Below are 13800 nucleotides of genomic sequence, written 5' to 3' on the forward strand. Positions count from 1 at the left end.
CGCGTTCCCGGCGGCCGCCGGGCCTCGGCCCGAAGCGGCCGACCCTTACACTGCCGCCCATGCGTACGCCGGGCGCCACCTCCACCCCGTCGGGCCAAGTGCCCGGACCCGCCGATTCCCATGCGCAGTTGGTCCGCGAACGCCTGCTGCGCCGCATGTTCGTGATGGGCCCGCCCACGGTGCTGACGGCGCTGGCCTCGGCGATCGCGATGGCCGGCGTGTTCTTCGGGATGACGCGCGGCTACGGCGCGCTGGCATGGGGCGTCGCGATCTGCACGTTGCTGTGCCTGCGACTGGTGTTCATGCGCTGGAACGCGCGCCTCTATCCCGAGCCCGAGTTCACGCTGCGCCAGCCCGATGGCGCGTGGCGCTTCATGCTGCCGCTGGGTGCCTACATGTCGATGTGGACCCTGGCGCCCTGGGCGCTGATGCCGCCGGGCACCGAGTCGCCGATGCGCATCCTGATCCTGCTGCTGGGCATGTTCGCGGTGCTGATGGGCTCGGTGCCGGTGATCGCCACCTGGCGCGCGATGGTGCCCGTGGTCACGATCCCGCTCACGCTGGGCGTGGTCACGCGCTTCGCCTGGATGGGCGGCACCGATGGCTGGTTCACCTGCGTGGTGGGCCTGCTGTTCGGCGGCTCGATGGCGCGCTATGCGCTGTCGCAGCACCAGCTGATCCGGCGCAGCCTGTCCGACCAGATCGACAAGGAACTGCTGAGCGAGCAGTTGCTGCGCCAGTCCTTCGAGCTGCAGCGGCTCAACCGCGAGCGCAGCCGCTTCTTCGCCTCGGCCAGCCACGACCTGCGCCAGCCCGTGCATGCGCTGGCGCTGTTCTCGCGCTCGCTCGAGCGCGACCTGGCCGACCATCCGCTGGCGCCCGTGGCCGGCCGCGTGGTGCAGGCCACCGATGCGGTGAGCGGCCTGCTCAACGCGATGCTCGACATCTCGAAGATCGATGCCGGCACCGTGGTGCCGCAGCCGGTGCGGATGGCGGTGGACCCGCTGTTCCTGCGGCTGTCGCAGATCTTCGAGCCGCGCACCCAGCAGGCGGGCCTCGCGCTGCGCTTCCACACCGCGCCCGAATGGCTGCAGACCGATGGCGACCTGCTGCTGCGCGTGCTGACCAACTTCGTCGACAACGCGCTCAAGTACACGCGCCAGGGCGGCATCCTCGTGAGCGCGCGGCCGCGCGGCGACCGCCTGCGGCTGGCCGTGTGGGACACCGGCCTGGGCATCGCGCCCGAGCACCTGCCGCATGTGTTCGACGAGTTCTACCAGGTCGACAACCCGCAGCGCGACGTCGCGCGCGGCCTGGGCATCGGGCTGGCGATCGTCAAGCGGCTGGTGGACCTGCTCGGCGGCGAGATCGGCGTGCGCTCGCGGCTCGGCCACGGCAGCGTGTTCTGGGTCGACCTGCCGCGCCGCCCGCCCGTGCCCGCCGCCTTGCCCGTCGCGCCCGCGGCCGTGCCCGATGCCGCGCAGGCCGACACCACCGAACCGCCGCTGGTGCCGCCGCGCGTGCTGCTGCTCGACGACGAGCAGCCGGTGGGCGAGGCGGTGCGCATGTGGCTCGCGCCCTACTGCGAGCGCATCGAGATCACCTGCCGGCTCGCCGATGCCAGCGCGCAGGTGCGCGCCACGCCCGACGGCTTCGACGCCTTCCTCATCGACTTCCGGCTCGCCGATCCGCAGGACGGCATCGAGGCGACCGCCGAACTGCGCCGGCTCGCCGGCCGCCGCGTGCCCACGATCCTGGTCACGGGCGATACCGATCCCGAGCGGGTGCGCGCGGCCTATGCCAGCGGGCTGGTCGTGATGTTCAAGCCGGTGCAGCCGGAGGTGCTGTTGCGCACGTTGCACCAGATCATTCGCGGGGAGCACAAAGAGCGGGGCTGAGAGGGCCCGCGGGCGATCTGCGACACCTGCGGTTCAGGTGTCCGCCGACTCCACGCCAACGTCGCACCAGATCATCCTTTGCATGCTCTCGAAGCTGCGCAGAAGTGGGTGTCACCCCGAAAGGAATCGCCTCGTCAGGCCTTCGGAGCCTCGTCGCGCAACCGCCGCCACAGCGTCGAACGGCTGATGCCGAGAATGACGCAGGCCTGGTCCTGATCGCCCTGGACCGACTGCAGCACCTCGCGCACCCGTTGCCGCTCCGCGGCCGTGCGCGCGCCCTTGAGCAGGCGATTGCGCGCGGGCGCCGGACGCGCCTGCGTGCATTCCGCGAACACCTCGAGCAGCCGGGCGCGGTCCAGCCGGCCCTCGGGCGCCAGGTAGCCGTGGCAGGCCAGCAGGCGCTCGACGAGGTTCTCGAGTTCGCGAACATTGCCGGGCCAGCCGTAGCCCGCGGCCAGCTCCAGCAAGGCGGCGAGCCAGGCCGATGCCCGGTCCGCGGGCACACCCGCCGCGGGCGCGCGGCGCGCCATCAGGCCGGCGGCCAGGGACGCGATATCGGCACCGCGCTCGCGCAGCGGTGGCGTCTCGATGCGCAGCACCGCGAGCCGGTAGTACAGGTCACGCCGAAAGAGGCCACGCTCCACCTGGCCCGCCAGGTCGGCATGGGTGGCCGCGATCACGCGCAGGTCGACCGGCACCGCCGCGGTCGCGCCCACGCGCAGCACCTCCCGCTCCTGCAGCACGCGCAGCAACCGGGTCTGCAGCGCCAGGGGCATGTCCCCGATCTCGTCGAGGAACAGGGTGCCCGTGTGGGCGGCCTCGATCAGGCCGGTCTTGCCGCCGCGCCGCGCGCCGGTGAAGGCGCCTTCCTCGTGGCCGAACAATTCGCTTTCGAGCAGGCTCTCTCCCAGCGCGGCGCAATTCACGGCCAGGAAGGGCTGGGTGGCGCGCCGGCTCGCGCTGTGGATGCCCTGGGCCACCAGTTCCTTGCCGGTGCCGCTCTCGCCGACGATGAGCACGGTGGCGTCGCTGGCCGCGCACTGCCGCGCCAGCTCGCGCACGCGCCGTGCCGCGGCGCCGTCGCCCGCGAAGGCCTCGATCCGGTAGCGCGCGGGCGCGCCGCGTTGCCGCTGGTTGGCGCGCAGGTGGCGGTCGGCGCGCTGGATCGCGGCAGGGTCGCGGCACACCAGCAGCGCGCCGGTGACCTCGCCGTTCTCGACGATGGGCGCGCGCCGCACGACCAGCGTGCGCATGCCGATCTGCAGCACCTCCTCGACCGGGGCTTCGCCCAGGCGCAGGGTGGCGCCGAGGTCCAGCACGGGCTCCACCTCGCTCAGCACGCGGCCGACGAGCTGCGCCACGGAAGCGCCGAGCAGTTGCGCCATGGCAGGGTTCAGGGCCTCGATGCGCTGGCGCAGGTCGACCGCGACCACGCCGTCCTGCAACTGGCCGAGGATGGTGCCGAGCCGTTCGCGGCGCGCGCGCTCGGCATGGCCGTGGCGTGCCAGGTGGAGGGCGTCCTGCAGCGCCTGGCGCACCGCATCCTCGGAGTACATCAGCACGCTGGCGATGCCGGCCTGCTCGGCCAGGTCGGCCACCAGCCCGGGCGACACCACGGCCTCGATGCCGGCGGCGCGCAGGGCCTCCACGCAGGCCGGCGCGTCCTCCGCGCCGCGGTAGCTGAACTGCGCGATGCCCATGCCGAACAGCGTGTCGAGCTGCGCAAGGTGCTCCGACGGACCGTCGAACGACACCAGACCTACCCGGGGCGAGAGGGCGCGCGCCGCGGCCAGCGCGCGCATCAGGTCGAACCCGCGCACCTCCACGATGGCCACCGGAATGTCCAGGTGCCGGCGCAGCCATTCGCCGCTGGCGCCCGCGGCCACCACCGCGTCGACGGGGCGCCGGGCATGCAGCGCGCGCACGGCCGCCACGGCATCGTCGAAGGCCTGCCCGACCAGCTCGACCTCCGCCTGCCCGGCCACCTCCGGTATCAGCCGCGCCAGCACGCGGCCCAGTCGGTGGCGGGCCACGGCCACGATGTGCAGCGGCCGCGGCGTGACGGAGGAATGAGCGCTCGGGGCGGCGGGCGATGTATTCATTTCAATGGATTTCATTGTCTCATTCATGAAATCAAATTGAAATCCAGACCCGGGCGAGCGCCCGCCGAGGCAGCGCGAATTCCTTTCGAATCAATGACTTGGCGACAAGGCGCGCGCTCCCCGGGCCGATGGCACAGCGCTTGCGCAAACCCCGGTTTCCAGCTGAAAAACCAGGAGACCTCCGTGCGCTTCCATCGCCTTTCCACCATCGCCTGCCTGACCGCCACCGCGCTGGCCTGTGCCTTGCCGCTGGCCGCGCAGGCCCAGGCCTGGCCCGCCAAGTCCATCCGCTTCGTCGTGCCGTTCGCGGCGGGCGGCGCCAACGACCTGCTGGCGCGCTCGGCGGCCGAAGGGGCGGCCAAGGTGCTGGGCCAGCCGGTCATCATCGACAACCGTCCCGGCGCGGGCGGCTCGCTCGGCGCCGACCTGGTGGCGCGCAGCGCGCCCGACGGCTACACCTTCCTGATCAGCGCCGCGGGCGTGATCTCCAACAGCATGATCAAGAAGTCCCTGCCGTTCAAGGACGAGGACCTGGTGCCCGTGGTCATGATCGGCCTGGCGCCCTCGGTGATCGTGGTGCCCCAGTCGGCCCCGTACGACAACCTGCGCGACTTCGTCGAGGCCTCGAAGAAGGGCGCGGGCTTCAACTTCGCGACCGCGGGCACCGGGAGCACGCCGCATTTCGTGGCCGAGATGCTCAATGTGAAGTACGGCGCGAAGCTGCAGGCCGTGCCATACAAGAGCGGCTCGGAGAGCACGACGGCCGTGCTGGGCGGGCAGGTCGAGGGCACCTCCGAGGCCAGCATCATCGCGTTGCCGCACATCCGGGGCGAGGGCAAGTTCAAGCCGCTGGCCACCACCTGGACCCAGCGCATCTCGGCCTACCCGCAACTGCCCACGGCCGTCGAGCAGGGCTTCCCCGAGCTGCAGATCGCGCACTGGGCCGGGCTGCATGCGCCGCGCGGCACGCCCAACGACATCCTGGACAAGCTCGCCGCCGCCGTCGACAAGGCCATGCGCGACCCCGCCACCGTGGCCAAGCTCCAGGGCCTGGGCATCGAGCCCGTGGGCGGCACGCGCCAGGAGTTCGTGAAGTTCACCGATGCCGAGCGCAAGCGCCTGGGCGAGATCGTCAAGGCGGCCCGGATGCAGGAGAAGTGAGCGCACCGCGGGCTCTTCTTCCTTTTCCTTCCAGCCGATCCATGAATACCAAACAACAATTGCGCGCCCTGGCGCAGGCCCGCCGCGGCGTCATCGTTCCGGGCGCCTTCAATGCCCTGTCGGCCCGCATCGTCGAGGACCTGGGCTTCGAGGCGATCTACATCACCGGCGCCGGCGTCACCAACATGTGGTTCGGCCTGCCGGACCAGGGCTTCGTGGGCCTGGCCGAGATGGCCGACCACACGGCGCGCATCCGCGATGCGGTGCGCGTGCCGCTGATCGTCGATGCCGACACCGGCTTCGGCAACGCGCTCAACGTGCGCCATGCGGTGCGCACCCTCGAGCGCGCGGGCGCCGACTGCATCCAGCTCGAGGACCAGATCGCGCCCAAGCGCTGCGGCCACTTCGAGGGCAAGGCCGTCATCTCGACGGAGGAGGCCGTGAGCAAGATCAAGGCGGCCGTCGATGCGCGGCAGGACCCCGACCTGCTGATCCTGGCGCGCACCGACGCCTGTGCCGTGCTGGGCTTCGAAGCCGCGATCGAGCGCGCGCAGCAGTTCGCCGAGGCCGGCGCCGACATCCTGTTCGTCGAGGCGGTCACCAGCGCCGAGCAGATCCGCGCCTTGCCGCAGCGCCTCGACCGGCCGCAGCTCATGAACATGGTGATCGGCGGCAAGACGCCCGTCTTCGGCGCCGAGGACCTCGGCGGCATGGGCTATGGCCTCGTGCTGTACGCGAACGCCGCGCTGCAGGGCGCCGTGGTCGGCATGCAGAAGGCACTCACGGTGTTGCGCGATGCGAGGCGGCTCGAGGAAGATCCCGCGCTGGTCGCACCGTTCGCCGAGCGCCAGCGGCTGGTGGGCAAGCCCGAATGGGATGCGCTCGAGCGCCGCTACACATGAAGGGGGTGTTCGGGCGTTGAGGGGTGCGGACCCTTCATCGCTGCCCGGACGCGAACAGCTCCAGGTGCCCGCTGCGCAGCTGGAACTTCTGCACCTTGCCCGTCGGCGTCATCGGCAGCGCATCGACGAAGCGGATCGACTTCGGCACCTCGAAGCGACCCAGGCGCTCGCGGCAGAAGGCCAGCAGCTCGTCCTCGCCGCAGGCTTCGGCGCCGGGACGCCGCACCACGAAGGCCGCGACCGCCTCGCCCCAATGCGGATGCGGCAGGCCCACCACGGCCGCGGCGCCGACCGCTGGATGGGCCAGCAGCACCGCCTCGAGCTTGATGCTCGAGACGTTCTCGCCGCCGGACTTGATCATGTCCTTCTTGCGGTCGAGGAACAGCATCTGCCCGTCGGCCTCGAACATGCCGATGTCGCCCGTGTGGTGCCAGCCGAAGCGGCGCGCCGCGGCCGTCGCCTCGGGGTCCTTGAGGTAGCCGAGGAAGACGTTGGGACCACGATGGACGATCTCGCCGATCTCGCCCGGTCCGAGCAGACGGCCGTCGTCGTCCATCACCGCGGTCTCGACGCCCGCCACCGACATGCCCCAGCAGTTGCCGTCCTTGCCGGGATGGTCGCTCGCGCGGTAGACCATGGTCGGCGGGTACATCTCGGTCTGGCCGGTGCCCAGGCGCACATCGGCGCACAGCTCGCTGCGGATCTGCGCGAGCAGGTTCTTCGGTATCGGCGCCAGGCCGTACATGCACAGGCGCAGCGACGAGAGATCGGTGGCGGGGCGCCGCGGATGCTTCATCAGCGCGTCGTACATCATCGGCAGGCACGACAGCCAGCTGATGCGCTCGCGCTCGATCGCCGCCAGCATGGCCGCGGGATCGAAGCCGCTGGCCAGCCAGATCGTGGCGCCCGTCAGCAGCGCGCCCATGCTGATGGTGTGCTGCGCGCAATGGAACAGCGGCAGCACCGAGCCGACCACGTCGTGCTCGGTGGCCTCGAAGCTCTGCGCGCAGCTCAGCAGCGCGCCATGCACCGAGCGGTGCGAATGCATCACGCCCTTCTGCTTGCCGGTGGTGCCGCTGGTGTACATGATCAGCGCGAGCTCGTCGTCGCCGCCCGGCGCGCCCAGCGGCTGCGTGGGCGCGCGCGAGGCCAGCGCGTCGAAGGGCAGGGTGCCCGCGGCGGCCGGCTGCGGGCCGCCGATCACCACCGTCAGCAGGCCCAGGCGCTCGATCAGCGCGCGCAGCGCCGGCACGGCGTAGAGCGCGGCGTCGATGAAGGCCCCCCCGACCTCGGCATGGCTCAGCACGTGCTCGATCGCTGCCGCGTCGAGCTGCACGTTGACCGGCACCCAGACATTGCCGGACTTGTGGATGGCCTGGATCGCGCTCAGGTGCTCGATCGAGTTGAGGCACAGGGTCGCGATGCGGTGGCCCGTGAATCCCTGGTCGCGCAGCGCCTCGCCGACGCGCTCGCTGCCCGCGTCGAGCTCGGCGAAGCTGATGCGGCGCTCGCCCTGGATCACGGCGGTCTTGCCGGGATGGCGGCGGGCGCCGCGGCGCACGATGTCGGCGAGGGACACGCGCGCGATGGCCGCGCGTTCGGGGTCGATGGTCTGCATGCGAGGGTCTCCTGAAGGGTGTCGAAGCGAAGAGGTCACGGTTCCACGAAGAAGTCGATCAGCGGCTCGACGCCCGGCGTCACGAGGTAGGGCGCGAAGTCGGTGACGCCGGCCTCGCGCAGCACCTGCTCGTCGAGCAGCAGCTGGCCCGTGAGCTCGCGGCTCGGCCGGGTCAGGATGTGCCAGGCGGCGTCGGCCATGACGGCCGGCACGCGTGCCTGGCCCGCCACCTCGGGCGCCGCGATGCGCAGCGCGCTGGTGGCGATCACGGTGCGCGGCCACAACGAATTGCTCGCGATACCGCGTTCGCGCAGCTCCTCGGCCAGGCCGCGGCTCAGCATGCTCATCGCGTATTTCGAGGTGGTGTAGGCCGCATGGCGCGCGAACCACTTGGGGTTCAGGTCCAGCGGCGGCGACAGGGTCAGGATGTGCGGATTGGCGGCCTTCTCGAGGTGCGGAAGGCAGGCCTGCGCGCAGAGGTAGCTGCCGCGCGCGTTGATCTCGAACATCAGGTCGTAGCGCTTCATCGGCGTGCGCTCCACCGTCTCGAGGTGGATCGCGCTGGCGTTGTTGACCAGGATGTCGATGCCGCCGAAGCGCGCCACGGCGGCATCGACGGCCGCGCGAACCTGCGCTTCGTCGCGCACGTCGACCACCACCGCGAGCGCCTGGCCGCCGGCCGCGACGATCTCCTCGGCGGCGCTGTGGATGGTGCCCGGCAGGCGCGGGTCGGCCGTCGCGGTCTTGGCGGCGACCACGATGTTGGCACCGTCGCGCGCGGCCCGCAGCGCGATGGCCTTGCCGATGCCGCGGCTCGCACCGGTGACGAAGAGGGTCTTGGATCTGAGGGAAGGCATGAACGCTCCGGAATCGCGATCGCTCGATCGCGGGATGCGCAGGCTATGCGCGCCGGGCGGGGCGGCGCTTGCGCAGACTGGCTGGCATGGCGGCGCGCGGCAACTCAGCCAATCGACGCAAGGCGCGCCGGCCCGCTGCGAGCGACGATCGGCAGGCCCACTTCCGGCGTCGAGCCCCGCACCCGATGATCACGCTCTACCACTGCGCGAATGCCCGTTCGTTCCGCGTTCTCTGGATGCTCGAGGAACTCGGCACGCCCTACCGGCTGGAGATGCTGCCGTTTCCGCCGCGCGTGCTGCAGCGCGACTACCTCGCGATCCATCCGCAGGGCACGGTGCCGCTGCTCGTCGATGGCGAGATCCGCATGAACGAGTCGGTCGCGATCTGCCAGTACCTGGCCAGCCTGCATGCGCCGACGCCGTTGAACGTGGAGCGCGGCGAGGCCGGCTATGCGCAGTACCTCAACTGGCTGCACTTCGGCGAGGCCTCGCTGACCTTTCCGCAGGCCCTGGTGCTGCGCTACGGCACGCTCGAGCCGCAGGAGCGCCGGCTGCCCCAGGCCGCGCAGGACTACGCGCAGTTCTTCCACGGCCGCCTGCGGACGATCGAGCAGCTGCTCGAGACGCAGGACTTCGCCTGCGCCGGCCGCTTCACGGCCGCCGACATCTCGCTCGGCTACGCCCTGATGCTGGCGCGCGTGCTGGGTCTGCACGAACGCTTCGGTCCGGCGGTGGGCGCGTACTGGTCACGGCTGAGTGCGCGCGCGGGCTTCGAGCGCGCGATGGCGGTGCAGGAAGAGGCGGCCGCGCGGCTGGGCCTGCCGTTGGTGCCGACGGCCGGCGTGGGCACCGGCAGGCGGCCGCCGGCGCACGGCTGAAGCGCGGGCCGCTAGAGTGAGAGCGTGCCTTCCACGCAGCTCACGCAGGCACCGCCCACGCGCACCTTGCCGTGGGCATCGACGCGCACCTTCACGCGCCCATCGCGTCCCACGCAGCGCCCCTGCGCGGCCACGTAGGCGATGCCGTCGGACGGCAGCAGGCCGCGTTCCCACTGGAAGGCCGCCGCGCTGGCATTGCCGCTGCCGCAGACGGGGTCTTCCTCGACCCCGCTCGAGGGCGCGAAGGCCCGGACCTCCATCGACACCTCGCCTTGCGGGTAGCGGCCGTACACGATGAGGCCGGTGACGCCGAGACGGCGCTCGAAGGCCGCGAGCCGCGCGAAGTCGGGCTGCAGGTCGATCACCGTGGCCGCGTCGGCCAGCGGCAGCACGACCCAGCGCGGGCCCACGTCCACGATGGCCGGCGCGGCCTCGGGGCTCGGCTGGCGGCCCAGGATGCGTCCGAGCTCCGCGAGGTCGTCGGCCGCCAGCGGCGCCAGTTGCGCGGAGGGCAGGGCGAAGGCCAGTTCGCGGCCCTCGGGGCCGTCCTCCACCGTCACGTCGACGAGGCCGACACCGCACTGCTGCACCAGCCGGCCGCCGTCGCGCAGCGTGCCCCGTTTGGCTTCGAGGAAGGCATGCGCGCTGCCCAGGGTCGGATGGCCGGCGAAGGGCAGCTCGTTGCGCGGCGTGAAGATGCGCAGGCGATAGTCGGCCTCGGGCACGGTGGGCGGCAGCACGAAGGTGGTTTCCGAGAGATTGGTCCAGCGCGCGATGGCCTGCATGGCCTCGGTGTCCAGGCCGTCGGCGTCGAACACCACGGCCACGGGATTGCCGGCCAGCGGTCGGGCGGTGAAGACGTCGACCACGGTGTAGCGATGGGGTTGTTTCATGCGGGGCTCCAGGGGATGTCGGTGCGTCAGGCAGTGTCGTGCATTCACTTCGCGGCGGCGTCCAGCACCGTCGAAAGGGCGGACAGCGCGGGCGCCAGGCGGTCCGGCGGCAGGTAGCCGAAGCCCAGGCGAAAGACGCGCTCGCTCTCGCCGAACCAGGCGCCCGAGGCCAGTTGCAGTTCGTGCCGCGGCAGCAGGTCCCAGAAACGCGAGACGGCCGCGTCGTCGAAGCGATCGGCGCGCAGGCGCAGGCAGCACAGCGCGCCGCCGTCCGGGCGGATCCATTCGATGCGCTCGCGCTCGGCCTCGCACCAGGCCGCCAGTGCCGCGAGGCCTTCGGCGAGCAGCCGGCGGCGCGGCGCGAGCACGGGTTCGCGATGGCGCAGCAGCGCCGTGGCCAGCGCCTCGTCGAGCACCGAACCCGAGATCACGGTGTTCATCCTGGCCACGACCAGCCGCGCGCGCAGGTCCGCATCGGGCACCGTGAGCCAGCCGGTGCGCAGGCCCGGCGCGCCCAGCGCCTTCGACACCGAGGCGCCCGTGACGATGCGCGGATGCAGCGCGGCCAGGCTTTCAGGGATGGCCTCGTCGCCGTAGCCGGCCTCGCGGTAGGTCTCGTCGATGAACAGGATGGCCTGCGGCGCCTGGCTCTGCAGCAGCGCGAGCAGTTGCTCGATGGCGGCGCGCGGCGTGCGCACCCCGCTGGGGTTCTGCGGCGAGGCGAGGCTCACGAGCCGGGTCTTCGGCGACAGGCTGGCGGCGATCGCGTCCAGGTCGAGCCGGTAGCCGTTCTCGAAGCGCAGCCCGACCTCGCGCACGGTGACACCCGCGCCGCGCAGGCAGTCGCGGCTCGGCGGAAAGCAGGGCGTCACGAGCACCGCTTCGTCGCCGGGCCGGCAGACCTCGAAGGCCAGCAGGAACAGCCCGAGCGCCGTGCCCTGGGTGGTGACGATCTGCTCGGCGGGCACGCCGCAGGCCTTGGCGATCTCCTCGCGCAGTTCGACCGAGCCGGCGGAGCGGCCGTAGCCCAGCTTCAGGCCGCGCAAGGTCTCGAGCCCGGCCATGTCGAGCACGTCGCCGACCGTCAGGTCCTGCGAGGTGCTCTCGGCCAGGTTGAACGGCCGGTTCACGTCGAGCAGGGAAATGATCTCGTTGCAGGGAAAGCGGCCGCGCCACGCCGGCTGTGCCGCCGCGGGGGCTTCGTGTTCAAGCACTGTCATTCGTTTCCAGGTCGCCCGGGTGGGAGGGTCATCCAGCGCCCGGGGCGTGTCGGGCAGCGGGAAATACCGGCCATGCTAGTGATCGCCGGGCCATCGGAACAGCCACAATTTCCGTGAATTCGGACCAGCACAGTTCGCGTGCCTTCGGAAGCCGCTTCACCCACAATCGAGCCTCGTCATGCACGAGCCCCCCATGAACACAGGCACCCTTCAGCGCAACAGGCAAGCGGCCGGCAACGTGCCCGCACCCCATCGCTACGAGCAGCTCGCGGAACTCATCGTCGACACGATCGACAACGGCACGCTCGCGCCCGGCGAGCGCCTGCCGTCGGTGCGCGCCGTCAGCGAGCAGCACGGCATCAGCATCTCGACGGTGCTGCAGGCCTACCGCCTGCTCGAGGACCGCGGCGTGCTGGTCGCGCGGCCGCAGTCGGGCTTCTACGTCGCCGCCACGCAGGGCGGAACGCTGGCGCTGCCCTCGGCCTCGCGCCTGCGTTCGAAGGCCTCGACCGTGTCGATCAGCGGCGCCGTCGCGGCCCTGCTCGAGCACGCCTCCAACCCGGCGCTCGTGCCGCTGGGCTGCGCGGTGCCCGACGCGGCCCTGCTGCGTTCCCACCGGCTCGACCTCGCGCTCGCGCGTGCCGCGCGCCAGCATGGCGATCGCCACAACGTCTACGGCACGCCGCGCGGCGACCCGCGGCTGCGCCGCGAGATCTCGCGGCGCGCAATGCGCATCGGGCATGCGCTCTCGCCCGACGACGTGGTCATCACCAACGGCTGCACCGAAGCCTTCACGCTCGCGCTGAGCGCCGTCGCCAGGCCCGGCGACACCATCGCGGTGGAGTCGCCGACCTACTTCGGCTTTCTCCACACGCTCGAGGTGCTCGGACTCAAGGTGCTGGAGCTGCCCACCGATCCCGTCGAGGGCATCCACATCGAGGCCTTCGCTCGGCTGCTCGATGCCGGCCCGGTGGCGGCCTGCCTGCTGTCGTCGAGCTTCAGCAATCCGCTGGGCGTGTCGATGCCCGACGCACGCAAGCGCGAGCTGCTGGCCTTGCTCGCGCGGCACGGCGTGCCGCTGATCGAGGACGATGTCTACGGCGACATCCACTTCGCGCGCGAGCGGCCCACGCCCTTCATCGCGCTCGACGGCGGCGCGAACACCCTCTACTGCAGCTCGTTCTCGAAGAGCCTCGCGCCCGGCTATCGCGTGGGCTGGATCGCGCCAGGCAAATACGCGCAGCAGGTGGTCGACCGCAAGCTCGCCTTCAGTCTCTGCAGCCCGGTGCTGCCGCAGGTCGCGCTCGCGGACTTCCTGGCCAGCGGCGCCTACGACGCGCACATGCGCCGGCTGCGCCGCCTGCTCGAAGAAAACCTGCGGCACCTGACCCGCGCCATCGAGGCCAGCTTTCCGGCCGAGACCCGCGTCAGCCGGCCCGCCGGGGGCTTCGCTCTGTGGGTCGAACTGCCGCGCGGCTTCGACTCGCGCGCGCTGTTCGACGCGGCGCTCGAGCTCGGCATCTGCTTCGCGCCGGGGGATGTCTTCTCGGCGAGCCGGCGCTTTCGCAACTGCCTGCGACTGAGCGCCGGCTGGCGCTGGAGCGAGCGGATCGAGGAGGGGGTTCGGCGGCTGGGGCAGCTCGCAGGCCGCCAGCACCGGTCCTGAGCTTCCAGGGGCCTGCGAACACGATGCAAGGGGTCGCGAAGCTCGCCAGAGCCCGTCCATCACGGCGCGTGATGCCGCGTGTCCATCCGCACATGCAAGAAACGCAGCGCCGAGGGGCGGGCTCTGGCGAGCTTTCCCTCGGGTTGCCCCGCAAAGGGGCTCGTTGTAGTGCTGACAGGCCCTAAGCCGAAAGCCGGGTGAATTGCGCCCGCGAGAGGAGTCGCCTGAAGTCGCCGTCGAACGTCACCAGGTGTTCGCCCTGGTGGGCGACAGCCGCCGCCAGCCATGCATCCGGTATACCGTTCGCTGCCAGCTTGTTGTTGGTGCAGATTTCGCGCAGCAAATGCCACTCGCCGCCGAGCTGCGGCTGCTCCACTCCCGGGGCTTCGAGAATCGCATCGACGAACTTCAGCGCTGCGCTGATCGGCGTAGGCGTTACGAAAACTCTCGGGTTCGTGACGAGTCGAAGGAAACTGGCAATCACCATGGGCTGCAGCGCAAGCGGCCTTCCCGCACTGGCGCCTGCAAGGGCCTGCTCGAGCCATGCAAGCGCGGGCACGTGTTGCGGATGGTCGCTCCTCGAGGCGGCGACCAGGATATTCACA

11 protein-coding genes are annotated in these 13800 nt (G+C 71.3%); 5 read left to right on the top strand and 6 right to left on the bottom strand.

Annotation, left to right across the window (positions count from 1 at the left end; translation table 11 throughout):
* The first annotated feature begins 59 nt into the window (after window positions 1-59).
* Window positions 60-1898, top strand: coding sequence for a hybrid sensor histidine kinase/response regulator (locus ACEN9J_RS33165; protein ID WP_413765389.1), 1839 nt, complete (start codon window positions 60-62; stop codon window positions 1896-1898).
* A gap of 134 nt (window positions 1899-2032) precedes the next feature.
* Here ACEN9J_RS33165 and prpR read toward each other — a convergent pair whose 3' ends face one another.
* A complete protein-coding gene (gene prpR / locus ACEN9J_RS33170; protein WP_413765390.1) occupies window positions 2033-4000 on the bottom strand; it encodes a propionate catabolism operon regulatory protein PrpR in 1968 nt (655 codons plus the stop codon).
* Window positions 4001-4207: 207 nt separating this feature from the next.
* Between prpR and ACEN9J_RS33175 the strand changes: the two genes are divergently transcribed.
* Together ACEN9J_RS33175 and ACEN9J_RS33180 are read left to right on the top strand one after the other, a co-directional pair.
* Complete coding sequence (locus ACEN9J_RS33175; RefSeq protein ID WP_057589879.1) at window positions 4208-5161, top strand: tripartite tricarboxylate transporter substrate binding protein; 954 nt, start codon at window positions 4208-4210, stop codon at window positions 5159-5161.
* A 41-nt stretch (window positions 5162-5202) separates the two neighbouring features.
* Window positions 5203-6063, top strand: coding sequence for an isocitrate lyase/PEP mutase family protein (locus tag ACEN9J_RS33180; protein WP_093349771.1), 861 nt, complete (start codon window positions 5203-5205; stop codon window positions 6061-6063).
* A gap of 34 nt (window positions 6064-6097) precedes the next feature.
* Here ACEN9J_RS33180 and ACEN9J_RS33185 read toward each other — a convergent pair whose 3' ends face one another.
* Complete coding sequence (locus tag ACEN9J_RS33185) at window positions 6098-7681, bottom strand: class I adenylate-forming enzyme family protein (RefSeq protein ID WP_413765391.1); 1584 nt, start codon at window positions 7679-7681, stop codon at window positions 6098-6100.
* 35 nt (window positions 7682-7716) lie between these two features.
* On the bottom strand, window positions 7717-8538 hold the full coding sequence (locus tag ACEN9J_RS33190; RefSeq protein WP_413765392.1) for an SDR family oxidoreductase: 822 nt from the start codon (window positions 8536-8538) through the stop codon (window positions 7717-7719).
* A 185-nt stretch (window positions 8539-8723) separates the two neighbouring features.
* Here ACEN9J_RS33190 and ACEN9J_RS33195 point away from each other — a divergent pair, with 185 nt between their 5' ends.
* Complete coding sequence (locus ACEN9J_RS33195; protein WP_413765393.1) at window positions 8724-9416, top strand: glutathione S-transferase family protein; 693 nt, start codon at window positions 8724-8726, stop codon at window positions 9414-9416.
* 11 nt (window positions 9417-9427) lie between these two features.
* Here the strand turns inward: ACEN9J_RS33195 and ACEN9J_RS33200 are convergent, their stop codons facing one another.
* Both ACEN9J_RS33200 and ACEN9J_RS33205 read right to left on the bottom strand, forming a co-directional pair.
* Window positions 9428-10309, bottom strand: a complete 882-nt coding sequence (locus ACEN9J_RS33200; RefSeq protein ID WP_413765394.1) for a PhzF family phenazine biosynthesis protein — start codon at window positions 10307-10309, stop codon at window positions 9428-9430.
* Between the two features lie 44 nt (window positions 10310-10353).
* Window positions 10354-11529, bottom strand: a complete 1176-nt coding sequence (locus ACEN9J_RS33205; RefSeq protein ID WP_413765395.1) for a pyridoxal phosphate-dependent aminotransferase — start codon at window positions 11527-11529, stop codon at window positions 10354-10356.
* Window positions 11530-11722: 193 nt separating this feature from the next.
* Between ACEN9J_RS33205 and ACEN9J_RS33210 the strand changes: the two genes are divergently transcribed.
* Entirely contained in the window at window positions 11723-13195 is a 1473-nt protein-coding gene (locus tag ACEN9J_RS33210; protein ID WP_413765396.1) for a PLP-dependent aminotransferase family protein, read from the top strand.
* Between the two features lie 181 nt (window positions 13196-13376).
* On the opposite strand, the gene ACEN9J_RS33215 is transcribed toward ACEN9J_RS33210, so the two are convergent.
* Window positions 13377-13799, bottom strand: a complete 423-nt coding sequence (locus ACEN9J_RS33215; RefSeq protein WP_413765397.1) for a TA system VapC family ribonuclease toxin — start codon at window positions 13797-13799, stop codon at window positions 13377-13379.
* Window position 13800 lies beyond the last annotated feature (1 nt).

Origin of the sequence: Variovorax sp. Varisp41 (genome assembly GCF_047325085.1) — a bacterium.
GTDB lineage: Bacteria > Pseudomonadota > Gammaproteobacteria > Burkholderiales > Burkholderiaceae_C > Variovorax.